The 18203-nt window shown below is 42.9% G+C and carries 15 protein-coding genes; 10 read left to right on the top strand and 5 right to left on the bottom strand.

The genetic code is table 11. From position 1 onward, the window contains the following. Positions 1-62 precede the first annotated feature (62 nt). A complete protein-coding gene (locus tag VR862_RS00695; protein WP_324719010.1) occupies positions 63-1250 on the top strand; it encodes an acetate/propionate family kinase in 1188 nt (395 codons plus the stop codon). A gap of 40 nt (positions 1251-1290) precedes the next feature. Here the strand turns inward: VR862_RS00695 and VR862_RS00690 are convergent, their stop codons facing one another. Continuing rightward, positions 1291-1719 carry an RrF2 family transcriptional regulator gene (locus VR862_RS00690; protein WP_324719009.1) on the bottom strand — a complete coding sequence of 143 codons (429 nt, stop codon included), beginning with the start codon at positions 1717-1719 and terminating at the stop codon, positions 1291-1293. A gap of 246 nt (positions 1720-1965) precedes the next feature. On the opposite strand from VR862_RS00690, the gene VR862_RS00685 reads away from it, so the two are divergent. From VR862_RS00685 to VR862_RS00645, 9 genes are all read left to right on the top strand, one after another. Continuing rightward, entirely contained in the window at positions 1966-2472 is a 507-nt protein-coding gene (locus VR862_RS00685) for a c-type cytochrome (RefSeq protein ID WP_324719008.1), read from the top strand. 57 nt (positions 2473-2529) lie between these two features. After that, positions 2530-3123, top strand: coding sequence for a fasciclin domain-containing protein (locus VR862_RS00680; RefSeq protein ID WP_324719007.1), 594 nt, complete (start codon positions 2530-2532; stop codon positions 3121-3123). 10 nt (positions 3124-3133) lie between these two features. Then, positions 3134-5098, top strand: a complete 1965-nt coding sequence (gene nosZ, locus VR862_RS00675; RefSeq protein ID WP_324719006.1) for a Sec-dependent nitrous-oxide reductase — start codon at positions 3134-3136, stop codon at positions 5096-5098. 89 nt (positions 5099-5187) lie between these two features. After that, positions 5188-5799, top strand: a complete 612-nt coding sequence (locus tag VR862_RS00670; protein WP_324719005.1) for a hypothetical protein — start codon at positions 5188-5190, stop codon at positions 5797-5799. Positions 5800-5807: 8 nt separating this feature from the next. After that, entirely contained in the window at positions 5808-6248 is a 441-nt protein-coding gene (locus tag VR862_RS00665; protein WP_324719004.1) for a nitrous oxide reductase accessory protein NosL, read from the top strand. Next, the gene (locus VR862_RS00660) at positions 6248-7486 is read left to right on the top strand and encodes a nitrous oxide reductase family maturation protein NosD (RefSeq protein WP_324719003.1); all 1239 of its coding nucleotides are present in this window, start codon (positions 6248-6250) and stop codon (positions 7484-7486) included. The genes VR862_RS00665 and VR862_RS00660 overlap by 1 nt, the downstream gene beginning before the upstream one ends. Then, positions 7480-8187 carry an ABC transporter ATP-binding protein gene (locus tag VR862_RS00655; RefSeq protein ID WP_324719002.1) on the top strand — a complete coding sequence of 236 codons (708 nt, stop codon included), beginning with the start codon at positions 7480-7482 and terminating at the stop codon, positions 8185-8187. The genes VR862_RS00660 and VR862_RS00655 overlap by 7 nt, the downstream gene beginning before the upstream one ends. Further along, the gene (locus VR862_RS00650) at positions 8180-8962 is read left to right on the top strand and encodes an ABC transporter permease (RefSeq protein ID WP_324719001.1); all 783 of its coding nucleotides are present in this window, start codon (positions 8180-8182) and stop codon (positions 8960-8962) included. The genes VR862_RS00655 and VR862_RS00650 overlap by 8 nt, the downstream gene beginning before the upstream one ends. A 99-nt stretch (positions 8963-9061) precedes the next feature. After that, a complete protein-coding gene (locus VR862_RS00645) occupies positions 9062-9382 on the top strand; it encodes a four-helix bundle copper-binding protein (protein ID WP_324719000.1) in 321 nt (106 codons plus the stop codon). A gap of 176 nt (positions 9383-9558) precedes the next feature. On the opposite strand, the gene malQ is transcribed toward VR862_RS00645, so the two are convergent. From malQ to treZ, 4 genes are all read right to left on the bottom strand, one after another. Then, on the bottom strand, positions 9559-11061 hold the full coding sequence (gene malQ, locus VR862_RS00640) for a 4-alpha-glucanotransferase (RefSeq protein WP_324718999.1): 1503 nt from the start codon (positions 11059-11061) through the stop codon (positions 9559-9561). 1 nt (position 11062) lies between these two features. Then, complete coding sequence (gene treY, locus VR862_RS00635; RefSeq protein WP_324718998.1) at positions 11063-13702, bottom strand: malto-oligosyltrehalose synthase; 2640 nt, start codon at positions 13700-13702, stop codon at positions 11063-11065. Then, a complete protein-coding gene (locus VR862_RS00630) occupies positions 13699-16125 on the bottom strand; it encodes a DUF3536 domain-containing protein (RefSeq protein WP_324718997.1) in 2427 nt (808 codons plus the stop codon). Before VR862_RS00630 ends, treY begins: the two co-directional genes overlap by 4 nt. A gap of 71 nt (positions 16126-16196) precedes the next feature. After that, positions 16197-18011 (bottom strand): malto-oligosyltrehalose trehalohydrolase, encoded by a 1815-nt coding sequence (gene treZ, locus VR862_RS00625; protein ID WP_324718996.1) that lies wholly within the window; start codon positions 18009-18011, stop codon positions 16197-16199. Positions 18012-18203: the final 192 nt, after the last annotated feature.

Below are 18203 nucleotides of genomic sequence, written 5' to 3'. Positions count from 1 at the left end.
TTAATTGCTAATTGTAAAAGCTTGGTTCTTGGCTCTTGTTTCTTGAATCTAATTTAAAAGTTATGAACGAAAAAATATTGATAATAAATTCCGGAAGTTCTTCTTTAAAATTCCAGTTGATCGAAATGCCTTCAGAAAACGTATTGGCTTCAGGATTGGTGGAAAGAATAGGACAGGCTTCAGGAAAGATACACTATAAGTCGGCTGCACATTCTGCTTCCGAAGAAATGGAGGTCAAAGATCACTCAGTTGCCCTCAAAGAGGTGACTAAGCATTTAATGCATAGTGACTACGGGGTGATCAAAGACCCTGCAGATATTCCTGCTATAGGACACCGCGTAGTCCATGGAGGTGCAAGTTTTTCCAATACTATTGTGATCGATCAAAAGGTAAAAGAGAAGATAAGGGAACTCTTCTCCCTTGCTCCTCTTCACAACCCGCCGAACCTTAAAGGGATCGAGGTTGCCGAAGAGATCCTTCCAGGTGCAAAACAAGTTGCTGTTTTCGATACTGCTTTCCACCAAAGCATACCTTCACGTGCCAACCGCTATGCTATTCCTAATGAATTTTATGATAAGGAACATATCCAGGTGTACGGTTTCCACGGAACCAGTCACAAATATGTTTCAGAAAAAGCCAATGAATTTCTGGGAAAGAAAAACACAAAGCTGGTAACGGTGCATCTTGGGAATGGTTGCAGTATGACAGCTGTAAAGGATGGCAAGAGCATCGACCACAGCCTTGGATTTGGCCCTGTGAATGGATTGATCATGGGAACCCGAAGTGGCGACATCGACCAGTCGGTTATCTTCTACCTCATTGAACAGCTTGGCTACTCCGCAAAGGAAGTGAGCGACCTGCTGCACCACAAAAGCGGAATGCTAGGACTTACCGGCTACAGTGATCTTCGGGATATTGAAGATGCAGCCGAAAAAGGCAATAAAGAATGTCAGCTCGCTTTAGAAATGAATACTTACAGGATCAAAAAATATATAGGCGCCTATGCTGCAGCCATGAATGGACTTGATGCCGTAGTATTCACAGCTGGAATTGGAGAAAATTCTGATGTCATTAGAAGGCTGGTGTGTAGAGATATGGAATATCTGGGCTTAAAACTCGATGAAGAGAAGAATAGCATTAGATCAAAAGAGATACGCAGCATTGATAGTGGAAATTCTGCGGTCAAGATCCTGGTAATTCCTACCAATGAAGAACTGGAGATCGCGAAACAAACTCTTGCAATGCTATAATTAAATACCTTCTAAAAAAGGCATTTTAGAGCGGAGAGGACTACACAAAAAGGTGGGCCTCTCCGCTTTTTACTTTTGCTGCAAATACGTTGATGTTCTCTTCCAGCTCCTCTCTGAACTTTAGCTTTAAAGGTTGCACCGAATAATGTACAGGGCAAGGTTGCTCTGAACTACATTTCTTCAAACCGAGCACACACTCCTCCAACCGCTGTGTACCATCAATAATATTCACTACATCTATAAGAGGCCTTTTTGAAGCCTCATCGGTTAAATAGAAACCGCCGGTAGGTCCTTTGGAAGATGAAATAATATTTTCCCGGGACAAAGACTGTAAAAGCTTTGACAGGAACGGAGAAGGTAGTTTGATCGCTTCTGCAATTTCCTTTGCTCTTATTTTATTCTTATCACTTGAGTGTACTGCCAGGTATAGTACGGCGTTTACGGCATATTTGCTGGAACTGGATAACATTGAGCTTAGCTTATGGTTAGTTTGTTAAAGGACTATAAAAAGACTTTAAGGTCCAAATTTACAGAAATCCTGATTATTATCATTTTTTATTGCTCTCTTTTAGGAGAGATTTGTCCTAAATAAAGTTTAAGGTGCCTCCCACTCCGGGAGTAAGCTAATTTACGGAATAAAATATTAAAAGACCTATTTATCTTTTTTAAGAAATAAAATTATAAATTTGCCGTGTAAACCTAATAACCATTTATCATGAAATTAACATTAAAAATTTTATCGGCTTTTCTTGTACTCTTGATCACTGCATGTGGGGAGAAAGAGGAAAAGGAGAGTATTAAATTAACAGATGAAAGTACAGCTGTACAGAAAGAAGTTGTGGAAGAAGCCGCAAATACCACGGCAGAGGTAGATAACATGCAAAATAAAGGTGTTGGACCAATTGATAATCTCAACCTGAGTAGTGACATTGACGCGGCCATGGCAACCCGCGGAGAGGAACTCTTCAAGAACATGTGTTCTGCCTGTCATAAAATGGACAAGAAGTTCGTGGGTCCACAACTAGCCGGAGTAACTGAAAGACGCACTCCTGAATGGATCATGAACATGATCCTGAATCCTGAAAAAATGATCAAAGAAGATCCTATTGCGAAGAAACTGTTGATTGAATCGAACATGGCGGTGATGGCAAATCAAAATCTTTCTGAAGAGGAAACAAGAGCCATCCTGGAATATTTTAGGCAATACGACCAGGCAAATTAGAGCCAAAAATGACTTTTCCCAGTATAATTTCCATAGATTCAATTTAAACCCTAACCAATGAAAACAATTAAGTTATTATTCTTTTTTTTCAGTTTTATCGGGCTTCTAAGCACCACTTCGTGTAAGGAGGAGTCCGAAAGTGGATCGACCACTCCTGTAGCCCAGGAAGATTCCGAAGTTTCGGCTTCAAACAAAGGTCAGGCGTATATCGATAGCGAAAGTGACAATCCCAATGCACTTCGCATAGCGATAGACTCACCAGATCACACCACCCTTGTAGCTGCCGTTGAAGCAGCCGAAGTACAGAATGCACTTGTAAATGTTGGGCCTCTTACTGTTTTTGCGCCCACTAATGAGGCATTTGATAAACTTCCTGAGGGTACTGTTGAAGACCTTGTAAAGCCCGAAAATCAGTCTAAGCTCGCATACATCCTCACCAACCATGTAGCTCCAAGTAATTATCCCGTTGATATGCTCCTCAAAAATGTCAAAAAAGGAAGGACCTTATACATGGCATCGGGAGAAAATGTGGAAGTAACTCAGGAGGGTGATGACATTTTCGTGGGTGGAGCCAGGATCCTTGGAACCGTGAAAGCCAGCAATGGCTGGGTACACGTAGTAGACAGTGTGATTTTACCAAAAAATAATTAATACTAATTCAATGAAACGAATCAATTCAATTTTATCTGTTTTTCTCCTTAGCCTTTTTATGGTAGGCTGTGGAGATGATAATAACAATGGCAAGGAAAGATCGGGCGGAGCCATGGTCTCTAATGCTGCCGAGAGAGTATATGTGGCTCCCGGCGAGCATGACGAATTCTACGCCTTTATTTCGGGAGGTTATAGTGGAAACCTTACAGTGTACGGATTACCTTCGGGACGTATGCTGAAAGAGATCCCTGTCTTCTCTCAATTCCCTACTTCAGGATATGGTTATTCTGAAGAGACAAAGCCAATGCTAATGACCTCTCATGGTTTCGTTCCATGGGGAGACTCCCACCACCCCGATATTTCCCAGACCAACGGAGAAACTGACGGAAGATGGGTTTTCATTAACGAGAACAACACTCCGCGTATCGCACGTATAAGCCTGGAAACCTTTGAAACTGAAGAGATCATAGAGATCCCTCACAGTGCCGGTAACCACTCTTCTTCTTTCGTGACCGAAAATACAGAGTACGTAGTCGCCGGAACAAGATTTGCCGTGCCTTATCCTCAAAAGGATATGCCTATTGAAGAGATGAAAGGAAACTTCAAAGGCCCCCTTACCTTTATTGCTGTAGGTGACGACGGAAGAATGAAAATCGACTTCCAGTTAGACATGCCCGGCTTTAACTATGACCTCTCCCACCCTGGCCGTGGCGATTCTCATGGATGGTTCTTCTTTACAACATACAACACAGAAGAAGCTCACACTATGCAGGAGGTAAATGCTTCACAAAATGACAAGGATTTTATCGCTGCCGTGAACTGGAAGAAGATCCAGGAGTATGTGAGAAACGGAGGCGGTGAGCAAATGGATGCAGAATACGCTCACAACGTGTATGACCACAATACTCACACCGCCACAACTACTATGGAAAATAAAGTTACCAGAGTAGACCCACGCGAAGTGGAAGGCGCGGTGTTCTTCATGCCTACCCCAAAATCCCCTCACGGTTGTGACGTGGATCCATCGGGAGAATACATTGTGGGTAATGGTAAACTTTCTACCGATCTTACTGTTCACTCGTTCTCTAAAATGCTTAAGGCAATCGAGAACAAGGATTTCACAGGAGAAGCTTATGGGATCCCGGTGTTGAACTTCGATTCAACCCTTGCAGGTACTGTCAAAGAAGGAGGTCTCGGACCACTACATACAGAATTTGACGGAAAAGGTAATGCCTATACTACCTTCTTCATTTCTTCGGAAGTTGTGAAGTGGAAATTAGGAACCTGGGAAGTACTTGACAGACAGCCAAGCTACTACTCTGTGGGTCACCTTATGATCCCCGGCGGAAACTCCAGAAATCCTGAAGGAAAGTATCTTGTATCCATGAACAAGATCACCAAAGACCGCTATTTACCAACAGGTCCAGAACTGGAACACTCAGCCCAGCTGTATGACATCTCAGGAGATAAAATGGAGCTTCTTTTAGACTTCCCTACCCACGGGGAGCCACACTACGCTGCAGGTATTTCGGCTGAAAAAGTGAAAGCAAATTCCAAAAAGATCTATAGGCTGGATGAGAACAAACACAAGTATGCTGCAACCAGTGAAGCTGAAACCAAGATGGTTCGTGAAGGAAATAATGTCCATATTTATATGACCACTGTTCGCTCTCACTTTTCACCAGATAACCTTGAAGGGATAAAAGTAGGTGATAAGGTTTTCTTCCACGTGACCAACCTTGAGCAGGATTTTGATGTACCACACGGTTTTGCAATGATTGGCGCAAACAACTCGGAGTTGTTGATCATGCCCGGACAAACAAAGACCATGACGTGGGAGCCTAAGAAAGAAGGGGTATGGCCTTTCTACTGTACAGATTTCTGTTCTGCACTTCACCAGGAGATGCAGGGATATGTGAGGGTTTCCGGTAAGAATTCCAATGTTCCACTAAGATGGACGCTGGACGGAGAGTAATATATGTTTAGTTAGTTAAAAGTTACACTCTTCATTTCAGGAAAGCGGGTTAGGGTATACTACCCGCTTTCTTTTCTAAAAACAAAAAAATGAAAACCTCAAGTTTTTTAATGATCATCGGATCGATTCTCTTGCTGGGGCTCTTCATCTACCCTTTATGGAATATAAGGCTGGAAGCTCCACAGTATCCCGATCCACTTGGAATGGACATCTATATTGCCGGCATTGAAGGAGAAGAGGAGTTCGACATCCAGAACATCGACGGGATCAATCACTATATTGGAATGAAAAAAATTCCAAAGCCTGAAGAAATGTGGGAATTCAATATTTTTCCTATAGTTATAGGAGGCATGGCAGGACTCGGCGTCCTATTAGGCCTCTTAGGATTATTTGGTAAGATTAGCCCGCATTGGTTCCTTGGCTGGTTGGTTTTAATGACAGTCCTGGGAGTACTGGGAATGTACGACTTTAACAGCTGGTTGATCGAATATGGAACAGACCTTGATCCAAAAGCAATTATAAAACTAACCGATGCTGAGGGCAACCCTCTAAGTTATAAGCCACCTCTTTTAGGGTCGGAAAAAATTCTGAACTTTACAGCCCATTCCTATCCAAAAACAGGAGCTTATTTAATGTTCTTCGGAATGTTTCTTACTCTTGTTGCCTGGATCGTGGGCAGTAGAAAAATGAAAAGAGATTAAATATTACCATGAAAAATTTGCTTTACCTGTTGATGACTTTTATACTTATTTCCTGTAGCACAGAAACCAAACCCATTGCCTACGGGACAGATGCCTGTGATTTTTGCGAAATGACCATTGTCAGCAAAGCATACTCGGCACAGGCCGTTAGTGAAAAAGGGAAACAGTTTAAGTATGATGCCATTGAATGTATGGTAAATGATCTACACGATCACCCTGCAGTAATGGAAATTCAACAGGTAGCAGATTTTTCTAATCCCGGTTCCATGATGAAAGTAGAAGAAGCACTTTTCATCATTAATGACAGCATTAACAGTCCTATGGGAGCTAACCTGGCTGCGGTTGGAAAAGCATCCAATATTGCTTCCCCTCAAAGTGCCGACACCTTCTTCTGGGATGATCTCATCACCCACCTCCTGGAAAACGATTCTATCTTCAACAAAGACTAATGAAAAAGGGCTTACTTCTTCTCATCTTTTGCTTTGCAGTAAGTAAGGCAAAAGCCGCAGAAATTGTGGTATGCGCCACGTGTGAAGTCTCTTCTGTAAAGCAGGCGGTCGATCTTGCCAAAAGTGGAGATACCATAAGAATCAAAGAAGGCACCTACAAAGAGCACGAAATCGAGATCCTGGACAAATCCCTGAAGATCATAGGGGAAAATTTTCCGGTACTTGATGCCGAAATGAAAGGCACCGCAATTAAAATCCAGGCTAATGATTTCTCTATACAGGGCCTGCAAATAAAAAATATCGGAACCAGCCATACAACTGATCATGCTGCGATCCTTGTCTCGCGTTCCACCAACTTCAGCATCGACAACAACCGACTCGATAATATTTTCTTCGGAATTTTGATCGAAAGATCTTCAAAAGGTAAGATCACCAATAACAGAATAAGAAGTAAAGCCAGGAGTCAGGCGAATTCCGGAAATGGAATTCACATGTGGCATTCAGAAGAAATTCGCGTAGAAAGAAATGATATTCGGGGAGTCAGAGATGGAATTTATCTCGAATTTGCTAATAAATGCGATATTCTTAAGAATGTCTGCAAAGAAAATTTACGATATGGTCTTCACTTCATGTTCTCAGACCACAACAGTTATATTGAAAATCTTTTTGAAAATAATGGTGCGGGCGTAGCTGTGATGTATTCAAAATTCATTGAGATGGAGAGGAATCATTTTAGAAAGAACTGGGGTAGCGCCTCCTATGGGCTCCTACTCAAGGAAATCAATGATGCCACCTTACGACATAACATTTTTGAAGATAACACCATTGCAATAAGTGCCGATAACACCAACAGAATTGACTATCTGGAAAATGATTTTATCAGTAACGGTTATGCCGTAAGAATAAGAGGGGCATGTTATAGCAACATTTTTAAAAGGAATAATTTTATTGCCAATTCCTTTGATGTCGCCTATACCGGAAATATTAATGAAAATGAGTTTTCGAGGAATTACTGGAGCGATTATACCGGGTACGACCTCAATAAAGATGGAATTGGAGATGTGCCTTACCGGCCGGTTAAACTTTTTTCTTACCTGGTTAACACTACCCCGGAAGCTATTATTCTCCTAAGGAGCATGTTCATAGGTTTGCTGGATTTTTCAGAAAAGGTCTCTCCCGTCTTTACCCCGGCAGAACTCGTAGATCCACAACCCCAACTAAGAAAAATAAAATGGTAAGCATCAAAGACCTACATAAAAAATTCGGCTCCCAGGTCGTATTGAATGGCCTTGATCTCAATATACAGGAGAAAGGGATCATCGCTGTTCTGGGACCTAATGGTTCGGGAAAAACCACCCTTATAAAAAGCATTTTAGGGATGGTAGTACCCGAAAAAGGAGAGATCGAGATCAACGGCAAGAGCATCTTAAACAAGTGGAATTACCGGCAGGAGCTGGATTATCTTCCGCAGATCGCCAATTTCCCGGGAAATCTACGCGTACAGGAATTGATCACCATGATCAAGGACCTTCGGGGGAAAACGGCTAGGGACAAACAGCTGATAGATTTCTTTGGGCTTCACCCCTATCTCGATAAAAAGCTCAATAAGCTTTCCGGTGGTACCCGTCAAAAAGTGAATTTATTGCTGTGCTACATGTTCGACAGTCCGCTTATAATTCTGGATGAACCAACCTCGGGCCTCGATCCTCTATCTCTTTTGCGGCTAAGAGAACTGATAAGGACAGAAAAAGAGAGAGGGAAAACGATCTTGATCACTTCTCACATCATGAACTTTGTGGAAGAAATGTCAGACAGGATCGTGTTCCTGCTGGAGGGTAAGATCTACTTCGACGGCACCGTCAATGAGCTAAAAACCTCTACCGGAAAATTTGATTTTGAACACGCCATAGCGCAATTATTATCTGAAGAAAATGTTTAAGATCCTGAAATACAGTTTTTTTGACCTTACCCGTAGTAGCTGGAGTTATGTCTATTTCTTCTTCTATCTTCTGCTGGGAATTACCCTTCTATTTTTGAATAATGATCTCTCGACTGCTGTGATCACTTTGATGAACGTGATCATTATGCTCGTTCCTCTCATCGGGACCATTTTTGGGGTTATGTACTATTACAATTCCCGTGAGTTCACAGAACTCCTACTGGCCCAGCCGGTAAAGCGGAGTTCCATTTTTATGGGGCAATATCTCGGTGTTGCTATTTCGTTGTCTTTGAGTTTGGTAGTAGGTCTCGGAATTCCATTTACGGCTTATGGATTGTTCAAATCTCCGGCCATCTGGGATTTTGTAATGCTACTTATTACCGGGCTATTTCTCACGCTGATATTTTCTGCCCTCGCCTTCAATATTGCTTTATCCAATGAAAATAAGATCAAAGGATTTGGTTATGCCATCCTCCTGTGGTTATTTCTCGCTGTGATCTATGACGGACTTTTTCTACTCTCGCTGGTTTATTTTCAGGAATATCCGCTGGACAGGTTTTCATTGATCGCGACCATGTTCAACCCAATTGACCTCTCCCGAATTCTCATCCTATTAAAACTTGATATTTCGGCTTTGCTTAGCTATACGGGAGCTGTCTTTAAAGAATTCTTCGGAACGCCCCTTGGCGCGTTCACTTCTATGGGCATGTTGGTAGTGTGGGTGCTGCTGCCGTTGTTTAGGATCGCCAGGGTAGTTAGAAAGAAGGACTTTTAACCCTTTGTTGATCATTGTTTAACAGCTTTTTTTCCTTTTCGGGTGGTTGATTCTGTAACTTATAAATATAAACCAGGATTAACCAAAAAACTACAGAAAATGAGAAATGAAGAATTTTTAAACAAGCTGTCTAACTGTATCAACCACTGTAATCATTGTGCAGATGCCTGTCTTGATGAGGACAACCTCAAGAAGATGGTAGAATGCATTAGAAAAGATAAGGTCTGTGCTTCTGCCTGTGCTTCCCTGGCCGATATTCTCACGGTGAAAAATGCCAATGTAACAGGACTTGTCAAATACTGTGAGCAGGTGTGTAGAGAGTGTGCCGAAGAATGTGAAAAGCACGAAACCCAGCACTGCCAGGATTGTGCAAAAGCCTGCCGTGAATGTGAAGAAGCCTGTAAAAAATATGCAGCCTAAAATAAAAGAGGCTGTCTGAAAAGCATTTAATATGTCATCCTGAATTTATTACGGGATCTAAACCATTTGAAAATCAAAATCAATTAGAAGCTGAAACAAGTTCAGCTTGACGAAAAATGGACTTTTGAGACAGCCTCTTTACTTCTCAAAAATGTCATTTTGGAAAGGTTTTATCTTTAAGGAATTCTTCCGAACAATTCGTTCCCGGCATATAATTCCTCAGCTCTTTCAAAGGGCATTATTTCTGAACTTAACCTCCAGGTCCAGTTACCTCCTGTACTGCCAGGAGTATTCATTATAGCTTCCCCACCCAGTCCCACTATATCCTGCATGGGTGTAATGGCCACTGCAGATACCGACTGCAATGCCAGGCGGTGTAAAACCTCATGCACATTTTTATCGGTGACTTGCAGGTCTGTATATTTGTTCAGGTGGTCCCACACTTCCTTTCCACTGTCCCTAAACCAACCGCGGGTGGTATTGTTATCATGGGTTCCGGTATAGACTATGCTGTTAAATTCGTGGTTATAGGGAATGTAAGGATTCCTGCGATTAGTGTCTCCAAAAGAGAACTGCAGCACCTTCATGCCGGGAAAATTGTACTTCTCCAACAGGTCATACACAGGCTGGTCTAGAACGCCCAGGTCCTCTGCAATGAACGGCATTTCAGGGAACTCTCTTTGTACCTGCTTAAAAAAGTCTATTCCCGGGGTGGGTATCCATTTACCATTGATAGCTGTATCTTCATTAGCCGGGACCTCCCAGTAAGCTGCAAAGGCCCTAAAATGGTCGATCCTTACAACATCAAACAGCAACAGGTTTTGTCGCAGGCGTTCGATCCACCAGTTATATCCGGTTTTTTTTAGCTCCTTCCAGTCGTAGACAGGCGTTCCCCAGAGTTGTCCCGTTTTACTGAACATATCCGGTGGTACGCCCGACACATGCGTTGGCTGTTTCTGTGCATCCAGCTTAAATATCTGTGGATTAGCCCAACAATCTGCACTGTCATGATTTACGTAAAATGGTACATCCCCAAAAATCCTGATCCCATATTTATGTGCCTGCAGCATAAGTTGAGACCATTGTAAAAAGAACAGGAACTGCACGAACATTTCCCGCTCAATTTGTTCTTTAAGTTCGATCCTGGCTTGTTGCAAAGCTTCAGGCTCTCTTTCCCTTAGCTCTTCAGGCCAGTCGGTCCAGTTGGCCTTCTTGTATTTATTACGAAGGGCCATGTAAAGACAGTAATTATCGAGCCAGTGCTCATGACTCTGCCTAAATTCCCTGAATTCATTTTTCTGCTTTTTCCCGCTTTTGAATTTCTCAAAAGCAGCATCAAAGAGCTCCTCCTTATACTTTACTACCTTGTCAAAAATGACTTTTTCAGAAGATATTTTTGAAGGTGCAGGAAAATCTTTAAGGTCGATATAACCTTCTTCCTCTAAAAGTTCCGGACTTATCAAAAGTGGATTTCCCGCAAAAGCCGAATGGCTACTATAGGGCGAATGCTGGTAAATCCCATCTGTGGGATTCAATGGCAGGATCTGCCAGTAAGTATGTCCCGATCTCTCCAGAAAATTCAGGAATTTGTAGGCTTCCGGGCCCATATCCCCTATTCCGAAATCCCCGGGAAGAGAAGTTATATGTAAAAGAATTCCGCTGCTTCTTTTTAGTTCCATATCAGGTGTTGCGTGTTAAAAGTGCGACGGGAAAGTCGGTAAAAAGATCCTGAACAACAAGAGCTTCTGAAGAAAAATCTCTTCCTGAAAAGACATTTTTGAAGGTCCCCTTAAGCCTGTCCGGAAGCTTCACCATCAACTCCTTAGGTAGATCCTTCACCCTAAGATCTTCATGGAAAATATCAACTACCATTGCCGGCGCCACCACTAATGTAACCTTGTCATTCAAAGCGCGGGCAAAGGCAATGATTCCTGTTCCCATTTCCCCCTGTACCTCCAGTGGTAAATATTCCCCATCCTCAAAAAGTTCGGGCATCTCCTTTCGGGCAGAAAGGGCGCGGTGAAGACAGTACATCTTTATTTTCCCGCTGGAATAATCCTCCTTCAGGTTTTCAAGTTCCTTTTGCAACCCTTCCGGCGAAACTGCTGTTATTTCTGAAAGGTATTTCTTCCGGAGATCGTAATCTACAGGTCGGCGATTATCGGGGTCTACATAACTAAGGTCCCAGAGTTCAGTACCCTGGTAGACATCGGGAATTCCCGGTGCCGTGATCTTCAGCAGGGATTGTGACAGCGATTTTACGGCTCCGTATACCGCGACCTTCTCAATGAAAGGCTGAAAAGAATTCCTGAATTCCGAAGAATTGAGCAGGTCCTTCAAAAAAGTATAGACCTTCTTCTCGTATTCTTCATTTGGAGCAGCCCAGGACGAATTTTCCTTGGCTTCCCGCAGGACCTTCTGTAAATAAGCTGTCGATCTCTCAAGAAATTCCTCACCCGGTTCTCCTGAATATGGCCAGGCACCAACGAGCATTTGGTAAATAAAATATTCCTCATTGGAATCGGGAACAGCAGCATCCTTTCGAATGGTCTTTGCAATTTCCTTCCACTTCTGTACATTCTCAAACCACTCCTGTTCGGTCTCACTTAACACATTGAGCCTCATGCGGGAATCTTCCCCCCGTTTGGTATCATGAGTTGCCGTGGCATTAATGGAAAGTGGAAAATCTTCCATTCTTCCCTGCATCCTTTTGTGAAATCCTTCTATTGATAACCCGAAATTTTCAGGAGAATCTCCTACTTCATTATGAGAGATCAATTCATTGAAGATATAAAAGGTTGTATCCTCTACTCCCTTTGCAGCCAAGGGTCCTGTAAACTGCTGGCATCGCTGAAGAAACCTCAGCATGTGCTCCCTGTCTTTTTTCGCCTCTCCAAGAAAAATATTCCTGATGGTTTCCAGCTGCTCCTGTAGCCCGGGTTGGTGATCTTTAGCCGCCTCAAAGGCCGCATCGATGATCTTCTTCTGTCGCTTTCTCAGCGGATATTCTTCAGGATAAATGCGATAGACGGGAAAGGCAGCCAAAAATGCACCTAGAGCTTTCCGGTTATCTTCTTCCTCTTCCAGAAGCTCATGTTCAAGAGCCATTTTCCAGAGGTTATTGTATTCCCCCCCCATTCTTTCCTCCAGGATAAAACGTTTTTGCTCGTAAACAAGCTTGTGATAATCCCCGTGTCGCGGGTTAAGCGTTTGATAAACTTCTGTAAATTTCTCCTCACTTTTTTGATTTGTGAGCAGTTGGTTGACCGTAGCAAGAAAACCATAACCACTGGTGCCTTCAACGGGCCAGTGAACGGGGAGCTTTTCATCCCATTCAAGGATCTTCTCAATGGTGATATAGAAATCGGGACCCAACTTTTCCCGAAGCCATTCCAGGTAACCTTTTGGATCGAAAAGCCCGTCAATATGGTCAATCCGTAATCCCTGGATAAGGTTTTCCTCACATAGCTGAAGGATAAACCTGTGATAGCTTTCAAATACCTCCCTGTCTTCCATTCGGAGACAGATAAGATCGTTGATGGTGAAAAACCTGCGGTAATTGATCTCCTTTTCAGTCTGTTTCCAATGGGCCGGCAGGAAAAATTGTTCCTTGAGAATTTCTTTCAGGTTTTCTTCAGAAGCATTGATCTCCTCTAGCCTCTGGTTCACTTTATTTCTGAATTCTGGTTCTTTATCGTATTCTCTTAAGAAATACTCCTTAAGCTCCTGCCAGTTTTCATTCTCTCCTGAAAAATTCCAAAATTTCTCTTCCCACTTTCCTCCCAGTTCCTTACCTAAAATTGAAGCATAGGAACGTGCAGCCGCAAAATATTCGTGGTCAAAATAAGTGATCGAAAATCCGCTTTTTGACACCTTTAATTGCAGCTCTCTATTCCTGATCACCTCTTCAAGCGGACTTCCTAAAAAAGGAGCCATCACTTTTCCCGACTCCTTCCAGTCAATATCAAAAAAGTTGTAGTGAGCAGAATCAGGACCCAGTTCGAAAATATCCTGGATCCAGATATTGTCACCGTCAAAAGCCATGTGGTTAGGAACTATATCCTGCAGCCAGGACATGTTCTTTTGCTGCATTTTTTTGCTGATCCTTCTAAACATATCCAGCTTCCCGATCTGCTTGTTGATCTGAAAAGGATTGGTGATGTCATAACCATGCGTACTGCCCTCGCGAGCCTGAAAAAAAGGCGCGGAATAGACTGTGGAGATACCGAATTCATTCAGGTAATCGATGATCGCATCCAGGTCTTCAAAAGTATAGTTAGGCGAAAGCTGAACTCTGTATGTAGATACCGGATTTTTCATTCGAGGGCAAGATTTACAGATTCCTCAAGCTCCTGGAATTCCTTAACCCATTTTGAAGCCGCTTCATCACCTCCCTCGCTGCGTTCCTGCATTTCCTGGAAATGCTCTTCTTTAATACCAAAAGCTATGTTCTGTGCTTCCCATTTTTCGGGAGAAAGAGGGGTTGCCTCCAGCATCTTTAAGAGTGCATTTACCTTTTTGAGCATTTTGAGGTCGAGAGGTGCTTTTTCAAGTTTTAGCATAAGATCTGTGAGCTGCTGCTCTGCCAGGAAATTAAGAGTGACCTTGTCCAGCTCGGCCTCAATAGACACAGCCGACTTGATCTGATTCTCCAGCTTTTTGAAATCGCAGCCCTTTTTCTTCAATTCCTTTTCCAGGCGGTTGTTTACAGCCATTTCTACAGGTAACTTAAGCCTGGAAGGAACCCTCATGTTCACCTCCTGAAAAGTTTTAAGTAAGGGATAAGTGTTGTCGTATAGCTGCTGCATTGCACCTTCTGCCCCGGTAAGATTATTTTCCATCACCTGTTTCATAATGAGATGCTGTTCATCCCTGAACAAGTGCCAGAAGGAATAATTATGGTTTCCAAAGTGGGAATCCATAAGATTAAAGATCTCGTACATATTTCCTTTTTCAAAGAAGTAGGACATCTTCGAATGAAGTTCCTCCAGGGCTTCTGCGCTTATATATTTCCTGACCCCACCAAAGATGTGGTGATCGCCCATATAAAGAACGGCATAAGAAATATCCACTTTTTCCCAGGTGATATCACTGCGGAACTCTGTTCGCGCAATGATCAATTTCTGCTTTCCGGCTTCATAATTATGACTGGCTTTTGTGGTAGCGCTAAAGTTGTAGAGTGTAACTTCTTCCGGGAACTCTTCAAAGACTGAAGAAATCGCATAGTGAGCTCCAATTCTTATCATATCCAGCTCCATAGGCTTTACATAAAGTTCATACGCCTTATGGACCGTCCCGTACTTCGGAATGTTACTTGGGATCTTCTTTAAAGATTCCACAAAGTCCGGTTCATATTTCTCCCCGCTAATTTCTTCGGCAAGCTGTACCGCACGTTGAGCATAGAAAATGTCCTGCATGGATTCAATACCGGTGACCTCATCAAAGAACCATCCGCAACTGGTGTACATCAACATCGCATGATACTGCATTTCCAGCAATTTAAGGAGCTTGACCTGGTCTTCTTCAGAAAGGTCCTTTCCTGTAGCTTCAGAAAGAAATGCTTTTACATTCTTTGGATCTCTGTCCAGGATCACTTGTATATATTTATTCCGGACTTCCCAGGGGGTGGAAGTGAAAGACTCCATTTCCTTTTCAAATAACTTGATAAGTTTTTCCCGAACCTTGTCGAAAGCTTCTCTTAAAGGTTTTCGCCATTGTTGATTCCACCCGTCATTGCCGCCTGTGTTACAACCGCAATCACTGCGCCAGCGCTCCACCCCATGATAGCAGCTCCAGGAAGTATCCTCAATGATCTGCGCTTCATATTCGGGTGGAAATTTCTCCAGGAACTCGCCATAGATGGTCAGGTTAATATCTTCGTCCTCTTCCAGGGAATGCAGGCAGTAAGACAGAGCCATCTCTCCCAGTTTATGGTGGTGACCGTAACTTTCCCCATCTGTAGCTATATGCACCAGTTCCATATCATCATGCTGTGCAAACTGCCCCCTGAGTCTATCGGCAAAGGCTTCCCCATTGTTTAACAGCCCTTCAAATGCCACTGCCTGGGAAGCAGGACCATCATAGAAGAAAAGACTTATCTCTTTACCCGAAGGTAATTTACATGTATAGGCACGGCGGGTATTCACTTTAGCATCTGTGGCATCTTCCCATTCCCTGGCGCCAATCTTCCTTATTGCTTTTGCCTGATAGGGAGAGAGGATAGTGAATTTTATCCCGTGTTTTGCCAGCATCTCGAGCACATCGGTATTTACCGCAGTTTCCCCCAGCCACATGCCTTCGGGCATACGGTTATAGCGGGATTTGAAATCCTCAATTCCCCAAATCACCTGGGTTTCCTGGTCTCTTTTATTGGCCAGAGGCATTATGAGGTGATTATAAGCCTGTGCCAGAGCAGCACCATGTCCCGAAAATGTCTCCTGACTCATTTTATCTGCTTCCAGGATCGCCTCATAGGTCTTTGGAGTTTCGTTTTGCATCCAGGCCAGTAAAGTTGGGCCAATATTGAAACTCATCCAGGCATAATTGTTCATGATCGCCTGGATCTTCCCTTCCTCATCCAGAATTCGGGAAGCCGAATTTCTTACATAACATTCGGCGTTTATCCTGTGATTCCAGTCATGGTAGGGATAGGCCGATTCCTGGATCTCTACCTTGTTCAACCATGGGTTTTCTCTGGGAGGCTGATAAAAATGCCCGTGCACACATACATATTTCTTACTCATAATTATCTTGTTAGTTAATGAACCAGCCTTTTTACTTAGGTTCCAAAAAAGGCATTTTTAAGGGATCTTTTTTACGACCTGTAGATCACTACAGCTTCAGGAGGAATATTGAGCTCTCCGGAACCAAAAAGGTCCTCCAATCCCGATCTTCCTCCCCATTTTTTATCTGCGGAAAATAAAAGGACTTCCGGTTGTTCCTTTCCTGATATTTTTTCGATGTATCCGGATTCTCCAAAGTTAAAGATCCCGTGTAACCCTGTGTTTTCATTCTTAGCCGAAACCTTCAGGATCTTTTTTTCCTCATCAGCTTCAGTTTTAAGACTGTTATGTCCAAAAAGCTTAAAAGCACCTTCTTTTTTCAGCTTCAGCAATTCCTTGTAGAATTCAAAAAGTAGATGTTGTTTTTCTTCCTTTCTGAAATTCCAGTTCAGCTTTGAATTTTCAAAAGTTTCTTCGGACTGTGGATCGGGAAATTCCCCTTCAGAATGGGAATGAAAGAAGTATTTAAATTCCCTTTTTCGCCCCTCCTGAACTGCCTTCACAAGATCGGGATCCCCATGACTTATAAAATACTGAAATGGCTGCTTTTCCCCAAACTCCTCGCCCATGAACAGCATTGGCACAAAAGGAGCCGTAAGCATTGTTGCTGCAGCAAGTTTTTGTTTCTCAAAGCTTACCAGTTCTGCCAGGCGCTCTCCCAGCAACCTGTTCCCTACCTGATCATGATTCTGGATACAGACCACAAAATTGGATGGCGCAAATCCCTGCGGACTATTGCCTACTGTCTTTTTCCGGAAAGGGGAATACATCCCGTCGTAGATAAAAGCCTGCTTAAAAGCTTTAGCCAGGTATTCCATCTTTCCATAATCAGCGTAATAACCGGCTGACTCCCCGGTCAAGATTGTGTGAACTGCATGGTGAAAGTCATCCACCCATTGCCCCTCGAGTCCATATCCACCTTTTGAATATTCTTCAATTATTCTGGTATCATTGAGATCACTTTCGGCAATGAGAACATACTTTCTTCCGGTCTTTTCCTCCAGTTCATCTGTTCTTTCACTCAACTCCTTTAGAAAATGTCTAGCACCCCGATCAATGATCTCATGGATCGCATCAAGACGGAGTCCGTCAAAATGAAAATCCTCCAGCCACATCAAAGCATTCTGAATGAAATGATGCCTAACCTGGTCTGAATGTTCATCATCAAAATTAATAGCACTACCCCAGGGCGTGTGGTATTTATCTGTAAAATAGGGTCCGTACCGGGAAATATAATTTCCTTCGGGACCAAAGTGGTTATAGACCACATCTAAAATAACGCTGAAGTTCCTTTGATGACAGGCATCTATCAACTTCTTAAGACCTTCCACCCCTCCATAACTATGCTGCGCAGCAAAGGGATAAACCCCGTCGTAACCCCAGTTTCGGCCTCCCGGGAATTGTGCTATCGGCATAAGTTCAATGGTGTTGATGCCCAGCTCTTCCAGATGATCCAGTTTGTCAATAACAGCTTCAAAAGTGCCCTGTGAGGTAAAGGTTCCCACGTGAAGCTCATAAATGATCATGCTGGATAGTTCCCTTCCTCTCCATGATTGATCCTGCCAGGAGTAAGCCTTGTGGTCGATGATACGTGACCAGGAATGCACTCCCTCGGGCTGGGAAAGTGAGGCAGGGTCGGGAAATTCTTCTTTATCTATCCGAAACTTATATAATTCCCCCGGTTCTACATTTTGAAGGGTCCCGGACCAGTATCCATCATTATCTTGTGAGAGCACCTGTGGCTCACGGTTTTTCAGAATAACTTCTACAGTTTCGGCAAACGGAGCCCATACACAAAATTCAGTTTTTTTATCTCCATTATATACTGCACCAACGCTCTTTCCCATAAATAAACTTCTACCAGATTTTTCAATCACTTTCAAAGCTAAGAAGGATAAAATGGAAGAATTAATGTTTAATAGTTTTTTAACTAAGGGTGTGCTTTTACTTACCTAAATTTAAGTGTTTTAGAATTCTAAAAGACCTGAAATGACGGGCATTTCAGAATAAATCAACCTCCTATATTTTAAAGAAAACAT

It is taken from the genome of Salinimicrobium aquimaris, assembly GCF_035607535.1.
Taxonomy (GTDB): Bacteria; Bacteroidota; Bacteroidia; order Flavobacteriales; family Flavobacteriaceae; genus Salinimicrobium.
This window is presented reverse-complemented; position numbering and strand designations above follow the sequence as displayed.